Annotated in this window: 25 protein-coding genes and 1 tRNA gene; 11 read left to right on the forward strand and 15 right to left on the reverse strand. The window is 55.7% G+C overall.

The genetic code is table 11. From position 1 onward, the window contains the following. Positions 1-448 precede the first annotated feature (448 nt). The 5 genes from SynPROS91_RS08960 to SynPROS91_RS08980 form a co-directional block, all read right to left on the reverse strand. Positions 449-730, reverse strand: coding sequence for a hypothetical protein (locus SynPROS91_RS08960; RefSeq protein ID WP_186516117.1), 282 nt, complete (start codon positions 728-730; stop codon positions 449-451). A gap of 41 nt (positions 731-771) precedes the next feature. Next, on the reverse strand, positions 772-1278 hold the full coding sequence (locus SynPROS91_RS08965; RefSeq protein ID WP_186516118.1) for a hypothetical protein: 507 nt from the start codon (positions 1276-1278) through the stop codon (positions 772-774). A gap of 161 nt (positions 1279-1439) precedes the next feature. Continuing rightward, positions 1440-2378, reverse strand: a complete 939-nt coding sequence (gene gluQRS, locus SynPROS91_RS08970) for a tRNA glutamyl-Q(34) synthetase GluQRS (RefSeq protein WP_255439993.1) — start codon at positions 2376-2378, stop codon at positions 1440-1442. A gap of 82 nt (positions 2379-2460) precedes the next feature. Further along, positions 2461-2736 carry an HU family DNA-binding protein gene (locus tag SynPROS91_RS08975; protein WP_011620102.1) on the reverse strand — a complete coding sequence of 92 codons (276 nt, stop codon included), beginning with the start codon at positions 2734-2736 and terminating at the stop codon, positions 2461-2463. A gap of 142 nt (positions 2737-2878) precedes the next feature. Then, positions 2879-3550: an MBL fold metallo-hydrolase gene (locus SynPROS91_RS08980; protein WP_186516120.1), complete on the reverse strand. Its 672-nt coding sequence runs from the start codon at positions 3548-3550 to the stop codon at positions 2879-2881. Positions 3551-3616: 66 nt separating this feature from the next. Between SynPROS91_RS08980 and SynPROS91_RS08985 the strand changes: the two genes are divergently transcribed. After that, positions 3617-5692, forward strand: a complete 2076-nt coding sequence (locus SynPROS91_RS08985) for a glycogen-debranching protein (RefSeq protein WP_186516121.1) — start codon at positions 3617-3619, stop codon at positions 5690-5692. Positions 5693-5696: 4 nt separating this feature from the next. Here SynPROS91_RS08985 and SynPROS91_RS08990 read toward each other — a convergent pair. Next, a tRNA-Gly gene (locus tag SynPROS91_RS08990) sits at positions 5697-5767 on the reverse strand. A gap of 135 nt (positions 5768-5902) precedes the next feature. Between SynPROS91_RS08990 and SynPROS91_RS08995 the strand changes: the two genes are divergently transcribed. From SynPROS91_RS08995 to plsY, 5 genes are all read left to right on the forward strand, one after another. Beyond that, positions 5903-7216, forward strand: coding sequence for an MFS transporter (locus tag SynPROS91_RS08995; protein ID WP_186519668.1), 1314 nt, complete (start codon positions 5903-5905; stop codon positions 7214-7216). Positions 7217-7225: 9 nt separating this feature from the next. Beyond that, on the forward strand, positions 7226-7987 hold the full coding sequence (locus SynPROS91_RS09000) for an ABC transporter permease (protein WP_255439994.1): 762 nt from the start codon (positions 7226-7228) through the stop codon (positions 7985-7987). Positions 7988-7999: 12 nt separating this feature from the next. Further along, entirely contained in the window at positions 8000-8398 is a 399-nt protein-coding gene (locus SynPROS91_RS09005) for a DUF3119 family protein (protein WP_186516123.1), read from the forward strand. Between the two features lie 126 nt (positions 8399-8524). Next, the gene (locus SynPROS91_RS09010) at positions 8525-9517 is read left to right on the forward strand and encodes a DUF3086 domain-containing protein (RefSeq protein ID WP_186516124.1); all 993 of its coding nucleotides are present in this window, start codon (positions 8525-8527) and stop codon (positions 9515-9517) included. Further along, on the forward strand, positions 9517-10104 hold the full coding sequence (gene plsY / locus SynPROS91_RS09015) for a glycerol-3-phosphate 1-O-acyltransferase PlsY (protein WP_186516125.1): 588 nt from the start codon (positions 9517-9519) through the stop codon (positions 10102-10104). Before SynPROS91_RS09010 ends, plsY begins: the two co-directional genes overlap by 1 nt. Positions 10105-10150: 46 nt before the next feature. On the opposite strand, the gene pyrF is transcribed toward plsY, so the two are convergent. From pyrF to SynPROS91_RS09040, 5 genes are all read right to left on the reverse strand, one after another. Continuing rightward, positions 10151-10906: an orotidine-5'-phosphate decarboxylase gene (gene pyrF / locus SynPROS91_RS09020; RefSeq protein WP_370586757.1), complete on the reverse strand. Its 756-nt coding sequence runs from the start codon at positions 10904-10906 to the stop codon at positions 10151-10153. Between the two features lie 35 nt (positions 10907-10941). After that, on the reverse strand, positions 10942-11823 hold the full coding sequence (locus SynPROS91_RS09025; protein WP_186516127.1) for an SMP-30/gluconolactonase/LRE family protein: 882 nt from the start codon (positions 11821-11823) through the stop codon (positions 10942-10944). After that, complete coding sequence (locus SynPROS91_RS09030) at positions 11823-12179, reverse strand: hypothetical protein (protein ID WP_255439711.1); 357 nt, start codon at positions 12177-12179, stop codon at positions 11823-11825. Before SynPROS91_RS09030 ends, SynPROS91_RS09025 begins: the two co-directional genes overlap by 1 nt. 79 nt (positions 12180-12258) lie before the next feature. Then, positions 12259-13506: a tyrosine--tRNA ligase gene (gene tyrS / locus SynPROS91_RS09035; RefSeq protein ID WP_186516129.1), complete on the reverse strand. Its 1248-nt coding sequence runs from the start codon at positions 13504-13506 to the stop codon at positions 12259-12261. Positions 13507-13542: 36 nt separating this feature from the next. Further along, entirely contained in the window at positions 13543-13872 is a 330-nt protein-coding gene (locus SynPROS91_RS09040) for a DUF1825 family protein (RefSeq protein WP_186516130.1), read from the reverse strand. A 106-nt stretch (positions 13873-13978) separates the two neighbouring features. On the opposite strand from SynPROS91_RS09040, the gene SynPROS91_RS09045 reads away from it, so the two are divergent. The 5 genes from SynPROS91_RS09045 to SynPROS91_RS09065 are packed head-to-tail and all read left to right on the forward strand — an operon-like array spanning position 13979 to position 17752. Continuing rightward, positions 13979-14707, forward strand: a complete 729-nt coding sequence (locus SynPROS91_RS09045; protein ID WP_186516131.1) for a response regulator transcription factor — start codon at positions 13979-13981, stop codon at positions 14705-14707. A gap of 54 nt (positions 14708-14761) precedes the next feature. After that, positions 14762-15337, forward strand: coding sequence for a hypothetical protein (locus SynPROS91_RS09050; protein WP_186519669.1), 576 nt, complete (start codon positions 14762-14764; stop codon positions 15335-15337). 4 nt (positions 15338-15341) lie between these two features. Next, a complete protein-coding gene (locus SynPROS91_RS09055) occupies positions 15342-15956 on the forward strand; it encodes a GIY-YIG nuclease family protein (protein ID WP_186516132.1) in 615 nt (204 codons plus the stop codon). A gap of 37 nt (positions 15957-15993) precedes the next feature. Continuing rightward, positions 15994-17484, forward strand: a complete 1491-nt coding sequence (locus SynPROS91_RS09060; RefSeq protein ID WP_186516133.1) for a leucyl aminopeptidase — start codon at positions 15994-15996, stop codon at positions 17482-17484. Between the two features lie 31 nt (positions 17485-17515). Then, complete coding sequence (locus SynPROS91_RS09065; protein WP_006853577.1) at positions 17516-17752, forward strand: hypothetical protein; 237 nt, start codon at positions 17516-17518, stop codon at positions 17750-17752. 311 nt (positions 17753-18063) lie between these two features. Here the strand turns inward: SynPROS91_RS09065 and msrA are convergent, their stop codons facing one another. The 4 genes from msrA to fabZ are packed head-to-tail and all read right to left on the reverse strand — an operon-like array spanning position 18064 to position 21206. Beyond that, positions 18064-18696 carry a peptide-methionine (S)-S-oxide reductase MsrA gene (gene msrA / locus SynPROS91_RS09070; protein WP_186516134.1) on the reverse strand — a complete coding sequence of 211 codons (633 nt, stop codon included), beginning with the start codon at positions 18694-18696 and terminating at the stop codon, positions 18064-18066. Positions 18697-18700: 4 nt separating this feature from the next. Continuing rightward, positions 18701-19885, reverse strand: coding sequence for a lipid-A-disaccharide synthase (gene lpxB, locus SynPROS91_RS09075; protein ID WP_186516135.1), 1185 nt, complete (start codon positions 19883-19885; stop codon positions 18701-18703). Continuing rightward, positions 19885-20736, reverse strand: a complete 852-nt coding sequence (gene lpxA / locus SynPROS91_RS09080; RefSeq protein ID WP_186516136.1) for an acyl-ACP--UDP-N-acetylglucosamine O-acyltransferase — start codon at positions 20734-20736, stop codon at positions 19885-19887. Before lpxA ends, lpxB begins: the two co-directional genes overlap by 1 nt. A 5-nt stretch (positions 20737-20741) precedes the next feature. Next, positions 20742-21206, reverse strand: coding sequence for a 3-hydroxyacyl-ACP dehydratase FabZ (gene fabZ, locus SynPROS91_RS09085; RefSeq protein WP_255439714.1), 465 nt, complete (start codon positions 21204-21206; stop codon positions 20742-20744). Positions 21207-21210 lie beyond the last annotated feature (4 nt).

Consider the following 21210-nt stretch of genomic DNA (forward strand, 5'->3'; position numbering starts at 1 on the left):
ACAGAGCTTTTCTCGAGAGATTGCTCCTCCCAAGCCTCATCAGGCAATTGAAGAAAGATCAGTCATGAAATGTCGCAACTTCGGCGTTGCAACCATGAGACGTCTTCATAGTCGCAATAAACCCTTTCTATGACAGGATTGCAAACCAAATAAGCTTGATTAAATCAAAAGGGACAACGAAATAACTCACGTTGAACAGATGAGAAGGCCTCTTGATACAAGGCCTGAAAGCTGAACTCTTACTCCAGGCCAGCCGCCATCAGCGTCTGTGGAAAAGTTGTGGAAAATCACGAAAAATGTTGAGATCGCCGACTTTCCACCTCTTTTTCAAGGGTGATCCTTGCCCACAGCATGCCGTTCTAGACCTTCTACAGACTGCCTATCAGTTAGCAACAAAGAACTAGGAATTTTCACTTATCAGGCCACATCTTCTCGTCGATCGATCGAGTCAGGTCTGGTTGCCACCAAACATGTCTTCATACCCTTCATAGGGGTCGTATTCAGCCCATCCAGGACTGGCTTGATTCATAAGTCCGTATTGGCCGTCAATCATCTGCGTTCTTGTGTTCCCGTAAGGAACCGTGTTGCAGGTCACTCCTCCCCCAGCAACAGGCTGGCAGTTATTGAAACGAACCTGGCCCTTCACTGAAACTCCGACAAGTGAAACGAAGCCGATAACAAGAGGAATCACTGCCTTGAAACGCGCATCAAAATGTCGATAGATCGGCATGAGCTGATGGACAACTGAAGCCAGTTTGACAGCCTCCACCATCAAAAGCCCTGACACTGAACATTGACAGCCGTCAAAAAATTGACAGCGTCTTTCCCACGTCCAGCACGGAGCTGCACCATGAGGAGATCGGATTGAAGGCCCAAAAGCATGGTTTGACACGGATACAGATCGCGTGCTGATGCACTGCGCTGCAACTGTTCAGCTCGAAGCAGGGCCTGCTGACAGCTGGCGATTCGCTCGAGTAGGAAACAGTCCAACGCCACAGGATTCACGCTCGTCAGCGAGGCAGCGGAGGCGGAACCCATGAAGGCACCACCAACGACCAACAGAATTGCCCCAGAAATCGCAATCTCCTGAGAGGATGCGGCAGCTATTTCTCGGATCGGATGTACACCGACTGGACTGCTGTCGCCCTTCTGCTGTTCACCACTGTGCCCTTGCTGGCTGTCGTGGTGACCGCCGCCTTCTTTATTTGGCAACAGAGGAAGAAAAAACTGCGTTAACGGGCTCAGAACGGACCGTGCAGTGCTGAAGTTGAAGTCCAAGTGCTGGCAGTGGCATGCCTAGCTCTTGATTTTGGCTGTTGATGAGCTCGCCTTGACCCAAACAGTCAAGACAGGTGCGAAAGCGCTTGTCATTGATCCTCTGAATTCCACTACCACCGCAGCTGCTGCAGGTCATCGTTCTTGTTGCCATTTCAAGACTTTCAGTTTGAGGCCTTTTTCCTGCTTTGATCCCGAACTTTTCCTGAAGAATCAGCCCCAACAATCAATGAGGTGAGCTTGTCCTGACGATTTCTCAGCTCCTCCAGTAATTCTTCAGCCGAAATCGCATTCGTGGGAGACACCAGACCAAGAGATGCTGCCAATTGGCCAATCACTTGTGCAGCCGCTTCTCCACGATCACGCAGCGAGCTCAAGCCTGCCGCATGATCGCGTTTTGACAGTTTTTGACCGGATGAGTCACAGAGCAACGGCACATGCCCGTAGCGCGGTGAGGCCATCCCCAAGGACGTGATGACAGCGCTCTGGGCAGCGCAGACCGACACCAGATCTTGCCCTCGCACGACCTCGTTGATGCCCAAAGCCAACTCGTCTATAGACGTCGCCAAGTGATACGCAATGACTCCATCAGTGCGACGGAGAATGACATCTCCTACTTTTTTGGCAAAAGGCTCAGCAACGCGCAGTCTCCAGGCCGGTAATCGCGCATCCCTCAAGCCCCAGTCTTGATCAAGCCGCCTGCACGTCCCCGGATAAATCGTTTCACCGTCAAGCTGACGGCGACTGCAGCGGCAGGGATAGAGATAACCCTGCTTCCTCAAGGTTGAAAGGAATGAGCCGTACAGTCCGCGTCGTCTGCTCTGCAGCAGGAGAGGTCCATCCCAATTAAGGCCTAGCCAGCGAAGGTCTTGTCGCACCGACTCAATGGCGCCAGAACGAATCCTTGGGGTATCGAGGTCATCAACCCGCAACAGCCATTGGCCGTTGTTGAGTCGGGCCCGTAGCCAAGACAGAAGGGCCGTCCTCACATTGCCCAGATGAAGCGGACCAGATGGAGTCGGCGCAAAGCGGCCCCTATAGCCCTGTTGGCTTAGTCGCTGGCCGTTCTGCAGGACTTGACTCAGGTGATCGGGAAGCTCGATAGCCATCGACAGTGCTAATCGTTCAGATCAACAAAAAAAGGTGGTCCGAAGACCACCCCATCATCATCGAAGGCTTTGTGATCTAGCCCTGGACACGGTCCTTAAACATTTTGCCAGCGGTAAACGCGGGAACACGCTTTGCAGGAATTTTGATCTTTTCACCGGTTTTAGGGTTCAAGCCCTGACGAGCAGAACGCTCGCGTGGTTCAAAGGAACCGAAACCAAGGATTGAAACTTTTTTTCCTTCGACAACGGAATCAATGATGGTGTCGATAGCGGCGTCAACGACGAGCGAGACGTCCGTTTTGGTGAGTTCGGTGCGAGCAGCAACGAGGTTGACGAGGTCAGCTTTGTTCATGGAAGAAGTGGTGTGGAGCGAGAGCGGGCTGGTTGACGTTGCGGAGGTCAACATCCGCACGGCTTCCTTGAGCGTGCCAATCGTATGGAGGTCAGCGCCTAGAGGCAACCGAAAAACGCTGTGCTGCAATGCATTCACCGAATCAGTCTTGAGGAAGCAGGTCTGATTGCGCAGGACTCCAGCTATCAAAAGGAGCCAGACGCCCACCTCGCAGCGCCCCAAGCCCTGCTCCAGAAGCCAGTGCTGGACTGGATTCTGGAGGAATCCAGTCACGAACACGCTGAAGACTGAGCTGCTGCCTCGGCCAATGAAATGTGCGTCGATGACGAAGAGGAGCCAGCTGACCTTCTTGAACCGGAATTAACAATCGTCCGCAAAACAGCACATCTAAAGGGGCTGGAGCATGCACAACACAGCTTCCAGGTGTGGGTCCTGGCGTCCAAAGCAGCTTCAAACCGGAGGCTGTGATGTGGGAATCAACAAAAGTTTCAAGGGGTTGAACTCCAGGCAATAGGTAGGCCTCTTGCTCCTGAACCAACACAGGCCATCGCAATCTTTCTTGCAAACGACGAATGCGTCCATGCCCCTCTCGACTCGTCAGAAGAATCCGAGCTGGACGATCAGAAGCCAGATCATGCAGGGCTTGAAGCGTGGCCTCGGTCAGCGGGGGGCAATCAATCAGTACGGGTTCTGGCTCCACATCGAGCCACCAAGACGACCCACCCCGACAGTCTCGATTGGGTGGAAACAACCAAAGGTTGCCCAAGATTTGCAGAGGGGGGCGGCCTGACTCCAAAGCCGAGGTCATCGTCATTTCGGTGGAGTTCCATCACACCCTCTACTTTGAGGGAAGTACGTCCTGCGATCTGCGGGCGGATCTTTGAGCACGATCCATCGCGGCAGTCCATGGCCACTAGGCAGCACGATCACATCCAGAGGTGTGAATTTTTCCGTTGCGGCGCCAACGGCCAATCGGCTCGAATTGCTGATCTTTTCTCATGCAGAAGCCAAAGCACCCGAGCAGGTGATTGAGCTGTGTGAGCAGCATCGCTCAGCAAATTATTGGCATGTTGAGGTCGAAGGTCTTGGTGCTGGTTGTTGCTACTGCTATCGGGTGTTTGGCCCCATTGAGCCAGGTGGCCATAGCTTTCAGCCCGCCAAAGTGCTTGTTGACCCCTGCGCCCGCGCCATTGATGGCTGGGACATTTATCAACGCGCAGCGGCGACCGGTGCATCACCCAACTCCGATAGATGTTTGAAATCGGTGGTTTGCGAGCGAGATCCGTTCGATTTCCAAGCCCACCCGCGGCCTCGCCATAGCTGGCAAGAGACCGTGATCTACGAACTCCACATCGGCGGGTTCACCAAACGCCCCGACAGCGGTGTGAGCCCAGATCGACGCGGAACTTACTTAGGAGTGATCGAAAAGATTCCCTACCTGAAGGAGCTCGGGGTCACCACGATCGAACTGCTGCCGATCCAAGCCTTCGATCCCAACGATGCCCCCGCTGGTAGGGACAACGTTTGGGGCTACAGCCCTCTCAGTTGGTTTGCACCGCATCACGAATACGCAGTGGGCTCGGATCCCCATTCAGCTCGAGACCAGGTCCGTGACCTCGTGGCGGCCTGCCATGACGCCGGCATTGAGGTCCTTTTGGATGTGGTTTATAACCACACCACTGAAGGGAATAGCAACGGTCCCACCTTGAGCTGGAGAGGGTTTGCCGATCGTAATTACTACCACCAGAGCGATGCGGGCGAATACATGGATGTGAGCGGTTGTGGCAACAGCATTGCTGCAAACGACCCACTCTCCAGACAACTCATCCTTGAATCACTCCGCTGCTGGGCCACTGAACTTGGCATCGACGGGTTCCGTTTCGATTTAGGGATTGCTCTCAGCCGCGGGGAGAAGCTGAAACCCCTGGAACACCCTCCCCTGTTTGAGGCGATGGAAGCTGATCCGCAGCTGAGTGAACTCAAACTGGTTAGCGAGCCCTGGGATTGTGGTGGGCTCTACCGGCTGAGTGATTTTCCGGCCAAACGGATTGGCACCTGGAACGGACACTTCCGTGATGCATTGCGCAGTTTCTGGAAAGGAGATGAGGGCAGCACCTGGCCTCTCGGACAACGCTTCCGTGGCAGCCCCGATTTGTACAACGGGAAAGCGGCAAGCCTTGGTAGCTCAGTGAACCTAATTACGGCCCATGACGGCTTCAGCCTCTTGGACCTGGTGAGCTTCAACAACAAACACAACTTGGCCAATGGTGAAAACAACAGAGATGGTGAGAACCAAAACAACAGCTGGAATCACGGCGTAGAAGGACCGAGCAGCGATCGCGCCATCGATGCACTGCGGCGCCGCCAACAACGCAATCTGCTCAGCACCTTGCTGCTCAGTCGTGGTGTTCCGATGCTGCTGATGGGCGATGAAGTGGGGCGGAGTCAGGGAGGGAATAACAACACCTGGTGCCAGGACAGCCCGCTCAGCTGGATGATTTGGGGAGATGATCACTGCGATCACGAGTTACAGACCTTCGTGCAGCGCCTGCTCGATGTGCGCCAACAACTTGCGGTTTTATTCAACCCAACCCGGCCTCACAACGAAAAGAAACCGCTGCGATCAAGCGACTCAGACGAGTTGTGGCGGCAGTGGCATGGCTTAGAGCTGAATAAACCTGACTGGGCTAATTGGTCCCACTGCTTGGCGATGAGCCTGCAACAAGGAAATCAAGGTGCCGTGTTGTGGATGGGCTTCAACGCCTATTTCAAATCTATGCACTTCGACCTACCGGAAGCGGCCTCGCCATGGTGTCGCTTGATTGACACAGCATTACCTGCTGGAGAAGATCTACCCACACGCATCGATCAATGGTCCTCATTCGGGGTTCAATTAGAGGCGCGCAGCCTCGTGGTGATGGTGGCTCAGGAGTACGCAGACCGACTGAGTTTTTAAATCAAGCGGGCGGCGGGAATCGAACCCGCATCATCAGCTTGGAAGGCTGAGGTTTTACCACTAAACTACGCCCGCACTAGTACGCCTGAACTGCCTATCCGAATTGATAGTTATTAAGTCGCGTGCCCAATCATTATGACGGTCCGCGTGCCCCCATGTTCCGGATTGACCTCTTCAACAGCTCGCCCCGAGGGCTCCCGTCGCCGTCTCATGCTCGCTTACGGGCTGGGGGATGCTGGTACCGGTCTAGCTGCTACGACGCTGGGGTTTTACCTATTTCCGTTTTTCACCTCTGCAGCAGGGTTGCCAGCTTTCATTGCCGGCTCCCTCCTCACCGTGATCAAGCTTTGGGATGCCATCAACGATCCCTTGATCGGCTGGATGAGCGATCACACCAGTAGTCGATGGGGTCCAAGACTTCCCTGGATGTTTGCAGCCGCACTGCCGTTAGGGATCAGCCTGGCAGCGATGTGGTGGGTTCCAGAGGGGAGCACCCTGCAGCGCACGGCGTATTACGTGCTGATGGCCATCCTGCTGATGACGGCCTATACAAGCGTGAATCTGCCCTATGCAGCGCTCTCCACAGAACTCACACCGGAGACGGCGATTCGCACGCGGCTGAATGCAGCTCGATTTACCGGATCGATTTTGGCGGGAACCATCGGGTTGCTCGTCGCGGTTTTCGTCTTGCGAGAGGGCAGTGGTGGGTACTTGTTGATGGGACAAATCACGGGGACCATCGCAGCGGTCGCAACACTGCTCTGCTGCTGGGGCCTTGCTCCTTATGCCAAAAAGGCTCAACGCCCGAGTGGCAACAAAGAACCCTTGCTGCAACAACTGAGGCGCATTCGCTCGAATTCACGATTTCTGATGGTGCTAGGGCTGTATTTGCTGTTGTGGTTTGGCCTACAACTGATGCAAGTGGTTGCCCTGATTTGGCTCGTTCAAGTCATCCACGTTCCAGCTGGAATTGCCACATTGCTGCTGCTTGCTTTCAATGTCGCTGCATTAGTAGGTCTCCAGCTTTGGAGCGTGTTGTCCAACCGTCACGGTCGAATCAAGGCACTTGGCTGGGGATCGAGCATTTGGATTGCCGCCTGCCTCCTCTCAATGACCCTTGCACCAATAACGGAGAGCAACGCGGTTGCCCTGATCCCGGTGATCGGCCTGATCATGCTGGTGGGATTGGGAGCCTCAACGGCTTACCTCATCCCCTGGTCGCTGCTCCCTGATGCCATCGACGCAGATCCCACCCGCCCAGCGGGCCTCTACACCGCTTGGATGGTGTTCGGACAAAAACTCATCATTGGCCTGAGCATGAGCGTTTTCGGAACATTGCTCTCGCTCACTGGATACATCTCCACGAAGACATCCGATGGCGCCTTGAGTTCTGTCCAACAGCCTGAAACAGCACTGATTGCCATTCGTCTCTGCATGGGTTTAATTCCAGCTGTGTTGGTGGTGCTCGGGCTTCTGTTGATGCGACGCTGGCCTGATCGCGGCGCTCATCTGCACAGCGCTTAAGTCTTTTCTCTGAATCTCCTCTTAATGAAGTCCCCTCGCTGGCTGAACCGACTTGGCAGCAGCCTGCTGATCGGCGGACAAGCTGTCACAGCCACAACCAAAGGCCGCATCAACACCATTGATTTGTTTGATCAGCTCCAGGAAGCAGGGCCTGGAAGCTTTTTGATCGTGATCATCACGGCCTTGGCAGCAGGCACCGTGTTCAACATTCAAATCACAGCGGAGCTCAACAGCATGGGCGCCGGATCCACCGTGGGGGGTGTTCTCGCCATTGGCCTAGCCAGGGAGATTGCTCCCCTACTCACCGCCACGCTGCTGACTGGAAAGGTTGCTACTGCCTATGCCGCCCAATTGGGAACGATGAAGGTCACCGAGCAGATCGATGCAATCACGATGCTGCGCACTGATCCTGTGGAGTATTTGGTAGTGCCACGCCTTATCGCCATGGTGGTGATGGCGCCGGTGCAATGCCTGTTGTTTTTTGGGGTTGCGATCTGGAGTGCTCAAATCAGCAGCACCAACATCTACAGCATTCCTCCAGCCGTGTTTTGGACAGCCGTCAGGACATGGCTACAGCCTGATGACCTGCCCTTCATGCTGATCAAAGCTCTGGTCTTTGGTCTTCAGATTGGCGTCATTGCCTGTGGATGGGGCATGACCACCAAAGGCGGTGCCAAAGAGGTTGGCACCAGTACCACCGGAGCTGTAGTCATGATCCTTGTCACCGTGGCGCTGATGGATGTACTGCTCACCCAGGTTTTATTCGGCTGATTGCGCAATCCCATGACATCCTCCCCACAAACCAACAACGTGATCATTCGCCCAAGCCCGAGGCTGCCGTTCGTGATTCTTTTACTGAGCGCAAGCCTTTGGCCCTTACCCCTCAGCCCCTGGCCCACCCTGGTGTTGGGGCTGTTCAGTGTTTTTCTTCTGGTGCAGACCTACATCCTGAAGCTTGAATTCAGCGAAGACGATTTGGTGGTGTGGCGCGGGCAGGAGGAGTTACGCCGCTTCCCATTTAGTGAGTGGATGTCTTGGCGCCTCTTCGCTCCTTGGCTACCCGGACTGTTTTACTTCCGTGAAACCAAAAGCATTCACTTCCTTCCCATCCTGTTCAATCGAAAGGAACTTCAAGAGCAACTGGAACAGCGCGTGGGGCACCTACAACAAGCCAAGCCCTGAGCAAGATTGGATGACCTCTCTTTTTGCGATCTGGCGTAACGAAAACGAAATGCTTTTCACACGTTTGGACAGAAGATTCGACTTGCGTCGCGCAATCAGCTGAAATACCCCAAGGACGAGCGGACCATGCCTGACGACACCGATCTGACGCCCCAGGAACATTCCGGCGAGACAGCCGAATCGTCGCCACCGGAACCCGAAGCACCACAGCGCGACGATTCCGCAGCGGAAACACCTGCAGACCCAAGTAAAGATGCCTTGATCAGCCTCGCCCTGACCGAGCTGCAGCAACGCCGTGATGCCTTGCAGCAAGACATCGACAGCCTCAACCAACGCAAACTGCAGCTTGAACAGGAGATTGCAGGAAGCTTCGTCGGCCAATCCGATGCCATTGCTCGGCGAGTGAAGGGCTTCCAGGAGTATCTGAGCGGTGCGCTTCAAGGCATGGCTCAGTCAGTCGAGCAGCTGGAGCTGGTGTCCCAGCCGGTGGTGGTGCAGCCTTCCCCTCTTGATCAACAGCCGTCTAGCACCCAGGAAGGGGCCAGCACTGCAGATCCAACACCAGCGGTTGCCGACACCTTCCGGCTCGATGAGGCGCTGATTCGCGCCAGCCTCGAGCGTTTCGCCGAGCAGCCAGACTTTTATGCCGATCCTTGGAAGCTGCGCCGCAGCCTTGACCACAGCGATATCGCCCTACTGGAAGACTGGTTCTTCAATCAGGGCGGACGTGGAGCCCAGTCCAGTCGTGGTAATCGCCCGCGCAACGTTTTAGTCGGCAGTGCCCTGATCGCCATCCTTAGCGATCTTTATGGCGATCAATTCCAGACCCTTGTTTTGGCAGGGCAACCAGAGCGACTCGGCGAATGGCGGCGCGGATTGCAAGATGCCCTTGGCCTTGGCCGGGAAGACTTTGGTCCAAACAGCGGCATCGTGCTGTTTGAACGGGGTGATGCCTTAGTGGAGCGCGCCGACCGCCTGGAAGAACGCGGTGAAGTTCCTTTGATTGTGATCGATGCCGCCGAACGCGTCGTGGACATCCCCGTGCTTCAGTTTCCGCTGTGGATGGCCTTTGCGGCTGGCCCCGGTGAGATCTACGACGACGAGGACGAACTGCTCTGATGGCTTTCTTTTCTCTTCTCCTCGGCTACCTACTTGGATCCATCCCCAGTGGCTGGCTTGCAGGTCGCTGGCTCAAAGACATTGACTTACGCGAACTCGGTTCGGGCTCCACGGGAGCCACCAATGTGCTCAGGCAAGTGGGCAAAGGTCCCGCGTTGGTTGTCTTTTTGATCGATGTGGGGAAGGGAGCCGCCGCTGTTTTAATCGCCCGCGCGCTTGGCCTCGGTGATTGGATTCAGGTGCTGGCAGGTCTGACCGCCCTAGCTGGTCATATTTGGCCTGTTTGGCTGGGCTTCAAGGGCGGCAAAGCCGTCGCGACTGGATTAGGGATGTTTCTCGGCTTGGCCTGGCCCGTGGGTCTGGCCAGTTTTGGCGTGTTCATGGCGGTGTTCAGCCTGAGTCGACTCGTGTCACTGGCGAGCGTATTAGCGGCGATCACCCTGCCGCTGCTGATGGCCGCCGGTTCTGGCAGCAAGGCCAATCTGGTGGTAGCCCTGGTGGCGATGCTGCTGGTGCTCTGGCGTCACCGCAGCAACATCCAAAGACTGCTCAATGGCACCGAGCCGAAGCTGGGCCAGAAGGACTGAAGTGGAGCTGAGCGAATAAGAGGGGTGCACGGAACGGATACCCGGATCACACCATCAACGCAGCACAGCACGTCGCAAACGCTCCACTTGAATTCTCAGCCTGAGTGATCGGCCGGCCGATCACCAGCTTGCTGGCGCCAGCAGCCATCGCTTCAGCAGGCCCCATCACCCGGGCTTGATCGCCCACTGCAGCACCTTTGGGGCGGATCCCAGGCGTTACCAAGGCAAAGGGCTCCGGATGTTGAGCCCGTAGCGCCGCGACTTCCAACGGTGAACACACGCAGCCGCCGATGCCAGCACTCGCCGACAGCTGGGCCAACCTCGGCACCCGTTCAGCGATGCCCTGGCTGATGTCAAGTTCCCTTTGCAGCTGCTGTTCCTCCCAACTGGTGAGCACCGTGACTGCCAACAAAGTGGGAACCCGCTGCCCGGTGCTTTGCGCTCCTTCCACCGCACCAGCCTGCGCAGCCTTGAGAGCATCGCTTCCAGCGCAAGCATGCACGGTGATCAGCTCCGCCCCCAGCGCCGCTGCCCGCCTGCAGGCTCCGGCCATCGTGGCCGGGATGTCATGAAATTTGAGATCGAGAAACACCCGCAATCCCTGGTCCCGCAGCTGAGCCACCACCTCCGGCCCGGCCTGCACAAACAGCTCCAATCCCACCTTCACCCAGCACAACCCTTCCACTTGAGCGCTGAAGGCCAAAGCCTGATCAGGCGCCATCCCATCGAGAGCCACGATGATCCGTTCCGCTGCTTCAGCCGAGAAAGAAGTAGCCACAATCCGTCTCCGCACGACCCTCATCGTGATGGGTCATGGGCAACCCAACAGATCACAGATCAAGCGGCCACTTCAAAGCAATCGGCCGGCAACCCTTTCACACCCACATCGGCCTGAAACAGGCCACCGGCCAAGGGCTCGGCCTTGATTGCAGCAGCATCCATCTCTTGTCTGGCGGTCGTCATAAACAACTGATCCAAGTGGGGGCCGCCAAAACAACAGGAAGTGACCTGACGGCAAGGCAAGGCCAGCCGTTCGAGCAGCTGGCCGCTGATGGGATCCCATCGCGTGACCGCCCCACCACCAAATAGGGCGATCCAAAGCATTCCCTCCCCATCGATGCACATGCCATCCGGGACGGCATCCCAAGCTTCTGGAATCTGCACACAGATTCTCGGTTCTCCGGCGATCTCACCGGCGCTGGTGAGCGGGAAGGCCATCACATTCAGCGTTGGCGAATCAATCACATAGAGCGTCCCTCGGTCTTGGCTCCAAGCCAGTCCGTTGGAAATCGTGAGCTGGCTGCGTTGGCGAGTGATTCTTCCATCGCCATCCAGCCGCCATAGGGCTCCAGCCAGCGGCTCAAAGTCATAGGCCATCGTGCCGGCCCAAAAGCGCCCCCAAGGATCACATTTACCGTCGTTGAAGCGATTACCAGGGCGATCGAGCTCCGGATCAGACAACAAGGTCACAGCCCGGGTGCTCGGATCCATCCTCAGAAACCCCGCCGCGGTTGCCAGGAGCAAGTCCCCTACAGATGTGGGAACAACCGCACCCACATGGGCAGGAAGAGGCAAAAAATCATTCCTCCCTGTTTGAGGATCAAACAGTCCAATTCTTGATGCCTCAATATCCACCCAAAGAAGAACTTGCTTCTCAGCCCACCAACAAGGGCCCTCTGCCAACCCTGCCGCAACCGGCAACACACAACGACAATCCATCAATACAAAACTGGCCTTTCGATGCGTTTTCTTCCCAAAATCACTCGTTCTACAACCCCTTTTTTCTTTGCATAGTGAATCAATTTATCGTTTTCAATCGTATTCAAACTCATCACTCCAGCTTGGCGATATTCACGATCAAAAGGCAAGGCCCATGACTTACCACTTCGCATCACATAAACAAGAAAGCGACGATCTTCACTAATGCAAAATCGCACTTTTACCTCATCGAACACACCAACATCACTTCCATATTCAGCCTTGCTGTAGTCACACTCCTGCGCTCGCTCATATTCCTCCTTAATCCCAGCATTGGCCGGTACTGACATTCCCACACCCACTAAAACGCTAAGCACCGCTCCCAGGATTGAGCACGAAGATTTCATAGCAAGCATATTTCTCCGAATTTCGAGCTGTGGCAGTCATAGCAGCACATCAAGGAACCAATCGCCTAAATGTCTTTTTACCGAGCTGAAGGACCTTCCCTTCCAATTCGGATACCGAACCAAATTCCTGATTGGGATCCATGATTTTCTCTCCCTCAAGGCGTGCTGCACCCCCTTTGATCTGCCGGCGCGCCTCACTACTACTGGCACAAATCCCCACCGCACTGAGGAGGTAAAACGCCTTGGCTGGAAAATTCACGGCAGAAAGGGATGCCTCTGGCACATCTGCAGCGGCGGCACCCGATCCAGCCACCAACGTGGCAGCATCCGCTTGCGCTTTTTGGGCCACGTGCATTCCATAGCGGCTTGCCGTCACCGCCAGAGCCATAGCTTTTTGCTTTTCACGGGGATTAGCCGGCAATGCTTCATTCGCTAAATCGGTGAGCAACATCACGTAGTCGTTGATGGCCGCATCACCAACTTTCTCGAGTTTGGAGTACATCGACAACGGATCTTCCTCCAGACCAACCGTATTGCCGAGGCTCTTGCTCATCTTCTGGACCCCATCAAGACCGACGAGGATTGGCAAGAGAAGGCCGAACTGCGTTCTTTGGCTGAACTGACGTTGCAAGTCACGTCCCATCGCCACATTGAATTTCTGATCCGTCCCCCCCAACTCCACATCAGCATCCACAGCCACAGAGTCGTAGCCCTGAAGCAAGGGATAAAGGAACTCATGCAAAGCGATGGGGGTGCCGCCTCCATAACGCTTAGCGAAGTCATCCTTGGCGAGCATTTGACCCACCGTGGCCGTTCCCAGCAAGCCAATCACCTGGGGCAGATCGAGGCCTTCAAGCCATTCACTATTGCGTCGCACCTCCAGCCGTCCGGGAGTCTCAAAATCAAGAAGCGCCTTCTCCTTGGGCTGTCCTTGGCCTAGCTGGCGCAAATACGTGGTCGCATTGGCCTCCACCTGTTCAGTTGTGAGCTGCACGCGCGTGGCGCTCTTGCCCGTTGGATCGCCGATCCGGGCCGTGAAATCACCAATGATCAGCACGGCTGTATGGCCCGCATCCTGAAAAGCGCGCAGCTTGCGAAACAAAATGCTGTGGCCCAGGTGAATATCACTTCCCGTTGGGTCAATGCCCAACTTCACCCGCAGAGGACGGCCCTCCAACTCAGCCGCGGCCAAGCGAGCAGCTAACGCCTGATCCACATCGTCAGGATTGCCGTCCGGAAATAAATCGGCCATCCCCCGCGCCAACCAGTTCGGCAGTGAATGGGGGGGGACTGTCATTAGAAAAGGACGGTGCTGTGCGACGGATCGTACGGCTCACTGACGTTCTGATTGCTCGAGCTGACTCTTCATCCGCTCCAAGGTTTGATTCATCTGTTCGAACATTTGCTCCGGGGTGATCCCAAACTGCCCAAGCTGCGTCCGCAACTGCTCCACCGTGAGCTTGGCTTGAAAGTCTTCCGAGAGCTCAAAGCGTTTCATAAAAACGCGATAACGCTCCATCAGATTTTCCATCGTGTCGATGAACTTCTTCTTCCCTTCTCTGTCGAACTTTCCATAATCCGATCCCAGTTGCATCAACTGTTGATAGTCGCCAAAAAGATGCTTGGCCTCCTCCTGCACGATTTCAGAATCGAAGAAGGCCATGGTCTTGGAAAAGAGTCGATCACATTTTGAACAATTCACGGAATCCCTCACAGTGCGGATCCACGCCCCCTCACCAAAGTCAACATGTGGAGAGTTTCAAAATGGCGTGGATCTCACCTCCCAGATCCCCAGACTTCAGACCCGCAGCAAGCAGGGTCACAGTCTTCTGCGCAGGAGTCGCACAGCGATTGCGACTGGCGATCGTATGTTGTTAGCCAGCTGGATGGGCTGGTTTCAGAATCTTGGGCAACTCGTTGCTGCCGCCACCACAGAGGAAGAATGTCTTCAGAGGTTGCAAAAGGATGATGTCAACCTCTTGATCTGCACAGACCAACTCGAGGGGGGCAACGGCCCAAGCCTCGTTCGGCAGGCAAAAAAAGACAATCCTGGCTTGATAGCGTTGCTGATCGTGCAACGTCCAATTTTGCGCACCATTCTCCAGGCGATCGACGCGCCTTGTGATGGATTGTGCTCCCATCAAAATGTCGGAATGGGGGGCGTCTCTGCAGCGCTGACCGCGATGGAATCCGATGGGATGTATCACGATTCAGTGATTGCCAACATCCTTCGGCACGGTCGACTGGGACGCACAGCATCTGGTTCCATTCCACCAGAACTGAGCCTCAAGGAAGAGGACGTGCTGCGTGGACTTTGCAAAGGAATGAGCAATCAGGAGATCGCAGACAGCCTTGTCGTCTCGATCGACACGGTCAAATCCCACATCGGCAGCCTGCTGCGCAAACTACAAGCCAACAACCGCACCCACGCCGTGGTGGTTGCCTTTCAACAGGGACTGATTGAGCTCCCAACCCTGCCTCCGCGCTGGAACCCCTAACACCTGAGTCTTGGGCTCGGTATGGTCCTGGCCAAGAAGCAAGTTCCTAAAGCAATGGCTCGCCAGCACTGGCTTGACCCCCTGGCTCGCAAGCTCTTGCAGGCCACCGGCGATCTGCCACCAGACTCTGTCCAAATAAAACAACAGCCGAGGGCTACCCCTACCCCAGCAGAAACTTGGAGCCTGGATGTCAACAGGGCGACCCCTGAGCAATGGCAAAAATTGCCTGGTTGCAGTGAAGCGATGGTCGATGTGCTGATGCGACTCCAACGCGGTGGGGTGCAATTCAGCCAGCTGGATGATCTCGCTCTGCTGCTGAACCTTCCTGCTGATCTCGTCAAGCTCTGGACACCCCACCTGGTGTTTCGCTGGCATGGGGATGCTCCAGTCCTGCCTAAGCAGGCTCCACTGGATGTCAATGCCGCAGCCCCCACCTTGTTAGAGCAGACCCTCAACTGGCCAAAACCCCGACTCCAACGTCTCATTCAGGAGCGTCGGCTGAAGCCGTTCGAACATCTCGCCGATCTCCAAGAACGCGTGTGCTTACCCCCTGATGCTGTGGAGCAGCTGATTGGCCGCGTGAGTTTTGGGGCACGGCCATCAGGCCCAAGCCTGCCGCCAAGGAGCTAAATCCATGGCCACTCCCCCAGGGCAGGGCAACCTTTTCGAGCAACCATTGGCAGAATCCAGTGGGCTGATCGAACGTTCCCTGCCTCTGAGCGCAGAGCTTTTACGGGGCTGGCAAGAGCGCATCCATCAGTTCCAGGAACCTCTATTCGCCCCTCAGATGGCTCATGAGCTCGGGCATCGCAATGAGCCAGCAGAACAACAGCACCTGTTTCCCAGCGATAACACCAATCCGCTGAGCAGCTTCCAGCCTCTGCAGCTCAGGCCCTTACCTTTGAGCTTCTGGCGCTGGCCAAAAAGTCCCCATCAAGGGGCGGCCATCTATCTCGTGATGGATCGCCCAAAAGAGCTCGAACAACCCATCCTTCTCTACATCGGAGAAACAAAGGCGGCTGATCGGCGCTGGAAAGGCGAGCACGATTGCAAGGCCTACTTGGCGAGTTACCAAGAGGCCTGTATGAGCACGGGCTTGTGCTGCAGCACAAGCATCCGTTTCTGGGCTGATGTCCCGCAAGAAACCCGTCCTCGTCGACATCTGGAACAAACCTTGATTCGCCTCTGGCAACCGCCGTTCAATAAGGAAACCCGTGAGCGATGGGCTACTCCGTTCCATGCCGATTAACGGTGCCCCGTAGCATCGGCTCACGCGCCCAATCTCCATGCAGATCTCCCTCTCGTCGGCCCAACCAAAGGCCTGGTCGGGAACCGTGTTGGCCCTAGGCATTGCAGAGGGAGATCCCAATGGCTTGATACCAGCGATGGAAGAACGCTTTTCCATCTCCCTAAGCGACTGGTTGGAACAACGCAAGTTCCAAGGGAAAAACGGAGAGAGCGCGAGCCTTCAACTCCTCAACCCAGACTGCGCAAGCCTCGTGCTCCTAGGCATGGGGCCTCTTGAAGCACTGGATGTGAATAGCTTTCGGCAGGCGGGCGCTGCTGCGGCCAGAGCGAGCAAGGACCAAACAGGCAGCCTCGGATTGTTACTGCCATGGAACGCCGTTGATCCTGCAGACGCGGTGACCGTTGCAGCCCAAGCGGTCAGGCTTGCTCTCTACAGCGATCAACGTTTTCGCAGCAAACCCGACCCCAGCGTCCAGCCCGAGCGGCTTGAACTGCTCGGCCCCCTTCCCGATACCCTCAGCAGCGCCCTCGAAGCGGTCCATCCCATTTGCGCAGGGGTTGAACTCGCAAGAGAGCTCGTTGCGGCACCTCCTAACAGTGTCACCCCATCCGCCCTTGCCGAAAGCGCCGCTCAGATAGCGCATGAGCATGGCTTGGATTTGAAGGTGCTCGAGCGCAGCGACTGTGAAGCCAGGGGGATGGGGTCGTTCCTTTCCGTCTGTCAAGGCTCGGATATGGATCCCAAGTTCATCCATCTCACCTACCGCCCCTCCGGTCCTGCCACAAGACGGGTGGTCTTGGTTGGCAAGGGCCTCACCTTTGATTCCGGTGGTTACAACCTGAAAGTGGGTGCTGCTCAGATCGACATGATGAAATTCGATATGGGAGGCAGTGCAGCGGTGCTTGGCGCGATGCGCTCGATCGCTGAGCTGCGCCCCCAGGGGGTGGAAGTGCACATGCTGGTGGCGTCATGCGAAAACATGATCAACGGTTCTGCCGTGCACCCAGGTGACATTGTCACCGCGTCCAATGGCACCACGATTGAAATCAACAACACAGATGCAGAAGGCCGGCTCACCCTCGCTGATGCCTTGGTTTACGCATCCGAGCTCGAACCCGATGCCATCGTCGACCTGGCCACATTGACCGGTGCCTGCGTGGTTGCCCTTGGCGACGAAATTGCTGGGCTGTGGACTGGAGACGACTCGCTTGCCAGCGCCTTAGAGGGCGCAGCAAAGGATGCAGGTGAGGGGCTCTGGCGTATGCCAATGCACCAGGCTTATCGCAAAGGCCTCAAGTCACTCCTTGCGGACTTGAAAAACACAGGTCCCCGTCCAGGTGGCTCTATTACCGCCGCTTTATTCCTCAAGGAATTTGTCAAAAGCTCCATCCCATGGGCCCACATCGATATCGCCGGAACAGTTTGGAGCGATAAAGGGAGAGGACTAGATCCGGCTGGAGCGACGGGCTACGGAGTCCGCACCTTGGTGCATTGGGTGTGCAAGCAATCGCAGCAGGCCGAGACCTAGGGTTTTCACAACTGTGAACCAACCCAAACCGATGGCTTCCAGACCCTTGCGCTGGTACGTGAGAGCTCAACTTGGAGTCCTGCTTTTGCCTGCAGGACTCTGCCTCTTTGGGGAAGCGATCAGTCGACGAATCATCCAGCTGCTCGGCCAGGACCGCGGTCCTTGGTTCTGGTATGGAACTCTGAGCCTGATCTGCATCAACGCAGGAATCGGCTTAATGATCGAAAGCGGTCTTCTCAGCGGCTATCCAGGCCGACGAGCGGATTAGGACGCAAGCGCAGCCACCGCACGTGGGCACTCAAGGGAATGTATTTGCCAGCGCGCCCGCTTAGAACAAGTCGACAACACACGATCCAAATCATCTGAGGCCTGCTTCGTCGACGGATAAGGACCAACGTGACGCGTCACCAGACCATCCTTGATCGTCAGCAGATACATACAGTCCCTCCGCAAATATTGGGTGAATGGTAAGGACAAAGCGCTAGAGCGTCGAGAGGGGAAAACCCGAATCTTCACTGAGAGACGTCTGAATGAAATCAAAGTTCAAATTACAGATTATCATCGGTTTTTGAAAAGGGGTCATGGCGCCACTGGAGTGGCCCAGGCTGTCCCCGATCGTGCACGCTCGCCCCACACGGCATCGAGGCGGCGATCTCGTCCACAACTGAAGCGGTAATAGCGATAACGAAGCTCATTATTATTGGCATAATCTTGGTGATAATCCTCTGCCGGCCAGAACTGAACTGCATCACGAATCTGCACTTTAATCTTAGATTTTGAGACCCCTAATTCACTTGCAGCAGAGGCAGCACTTGATTGAGCGGCGGTGGCTTGCTGCTCGCCAGCGGTGAAAATCACTGGCCGATACGAGTCGCCTCTGTCACAAAACTGGCCTTGGCCATCGAGAGGGTCAATATTCCGCCAATAATGCTGCAAAAGATTGGAATAACTAATTTTATCGGAATCAAATCGCACACTTACTACTTCTTGATGCCCACTTTTTTCACCACTAACTTGTTGATACGTGGGATTCTCCACATGACCACCGCTATAACCACTTTCAGCCGAAATCACACCTTCAATATCCTCTAAATCATGTTCAAGGCACCAAAAACAGCCACCCGCAAGAACCGCATCCTGGACAGATGCCAGGGCTGCCATTGGGCTCAACAACATGATGCTGGTCAAAACCAGCGGGATCAACGCACGCATGAGCTCAAGTGGGCTGTTTGATCTGGTCAAGAATGGCTTCGGCAGCACGATCGGTCACACCCGGTTCACCAAGGGTGTCACGCAAGCGCTGATAGCCATCCAAAACCCTTTGCCGATCCGCTTGGTTATCCAATAGAGGAATGGCCAATGCCACAAGCTGATCGGCGTTGAAATCCTCCTGCAACAGCTCCGGCACCAGACGCTCCTTCAGCAAAAGGTTGACCGGCGAGATGTGATCCACCTGGAAACGGAGAATTCTCCGCGCCACCCACGCTGTGACACGGCTGACGCGATAGCCAACCACTTGCGGAACACCCTGAAGAGCTAATTCCAAATTCACGGTGCCCGATTTACCCAATGCAAGGTCGGCAGCTGCAAACAGGTGGGGCTTCATGGCATCCGCCTGATCAGCTGGAATGACCGTCCCGCTAACCCCCGCTTGGTCAAGGGCCTGCTGCAATGGCTCCTCAAAGCGCTCCAATCCGGCTGGCACCATCACATGGAGTGATGGATCACGAGCCTGAAGGGTGGCTGCAGCCTGCACCAATTCGGGCATGAGATAACGCATTTCCTGAGGCCGTGATGCAGGCATCAACAACAACAGGGCTCCTTCTGCGGGCAAGCCCAAGGCACATCGAGCAGCCTGGCGATCGGAAGAAACCGGAACCATATCGAGGAGGGGATGTCCCACCCAGGTGACATCAGCGCCTCGACCGGAATAGAACTCGGCTTCTTCAGGAAAAATCGCCAGGATGCGATCTGTGAACTGCAGCAAACTTTTGGTGCCTCCTTCGCCAATGCGCCAAGCCCATTCCTGGGGAGCGATGTAATAAGTAATTGGCACATGCGGCAGACGGGATCTGAGGCTGTGGCCCAAACGCACGTTGGCGCCCATGTAATCGATCAACACCACACCATCGGGGGGGCGCTGCTTCAACACCCTGTCGACTCTGGCTTGCAATCGAATCGTGGGCACAACCAAAGGGAGGGCTTCCCACAGACCAATCGCGCCCATCGGAGAGGTATCAGCAAGCAACTCAGCTCCAGCAGCCTGCATCCGCTCACCCCCCAGAGCGAGGACTTCTAAATCAAGTCCCCGACGCTTCGCGACACGCCAAAGAGCCTGAATCAACAGGCTTCCCTGCAAATCTCCTGACACCTCGCCGGTGCTGATGAGCAGACGCACCATCAGCGACTCGATGGAGGAGGCATGGGGCCCCGTCGACCTGTCGACAAGGAACCCTCCAAAAATGTACAGAGATGGTTAGCGGCAGGCAGCAACGCCTGCTGCCTCGCAAGGTTTAAGCCATCAGAAATGACGTGATCAGAGCGATAAAGCAATGACCAAATCTCCTGCAGCTGTTTGAATTCCTTCCCCCCCTCAAGGCGATGCAGGCCCTGACGTTTCAAGCCAACACGATTAAGCCCCCGCACCCTGCCTGGATGACCTTCAACAAGACAGTACGGAGGAACATCACGATCCACACGTGTCATGCCGCCAACCATGGCCATGCCGCCGATGTGAACGAATTGATGAATCCCTAAACAACCACCGATCACTGCCCGATCTTCAATCAACACGTGGCCTGCCACTTGGATGCCATTCGACATCACAATGTTGTTTCCAAGCAAACAATTATGCCCAAGATGGCAATAAGCCATGAGCAAGTTGTTATCACCAATCCGAGTCTGCTCCCCTTCATCAGTGGCACGATTAATCGTGACGCATTCACGAATGGTGTTGTGATCACCAATAACAACCTCCGTCGGAGCACCTTTGTATTTCAAGTCCTGAGGTTCTTGCCCCAAACAAGCTCCGGGGTAAATGCGATTGTGAGCACCGATACGTAGTCGACCATCGAGCACCACATTGGGGCCAATCCAGGTATTAGCCCCAATGCTCACCTCAGGACCGATCACGGCTCCAGGACCGATCACAACGCCATGGGCGAGCTCTGCTCGGGGGTCGACCACCGCCATCGGATGGACCTGAGCGGGGCGATCGTCCGTGATCACTGATGTGGAGAGCTCATCACTCATCACGATCAATCCACCAGAGAAAACATCAGCTCACCGGAGCAGACCAGCTGTCCATCCACCGTGACCTCCGCCTTGACTTTGCCAAAACGCTTGCGTTTAAGGCTGAGCAACTCACAAGTAATCCTCAATTGATCTCCAGGGACCACCGGCCGACGAAAACGAACTCCATCAATTCCGGCGAACACGAACAAGCCCTTTGGGAGATCTGGCATCTGGGTCACAATTAAGCCCCCCACTTGAGCCATCGCTTCAACAATCAAGACTCCAGGCATTAAAGGGCGACCAGGGAAATGCCCCTGGAACTGTGGCTCATTCAAGGTGACGTTCTTGATCGCTACTGCGCGTTCACCTGGAACGTGCTCCAGCACCCGATCCACCAAAGCGAACGGATAACGATGCGGCAGCAACCCCATGATCTGCTCGGCATTCAGCACCGCAGAGGGCGTGTCGGTAGAGGCAAGAACGGTCAAGTGG

Source organism: Synechococcus sp. PROS-9-1 (genome assembly GCF_014279775.1).
GTDB lineage: Bacteria > Cyanobacteriota > Cyanobacteriia > PCC-6307 > Cyanobiaceae > Synechococcus_C.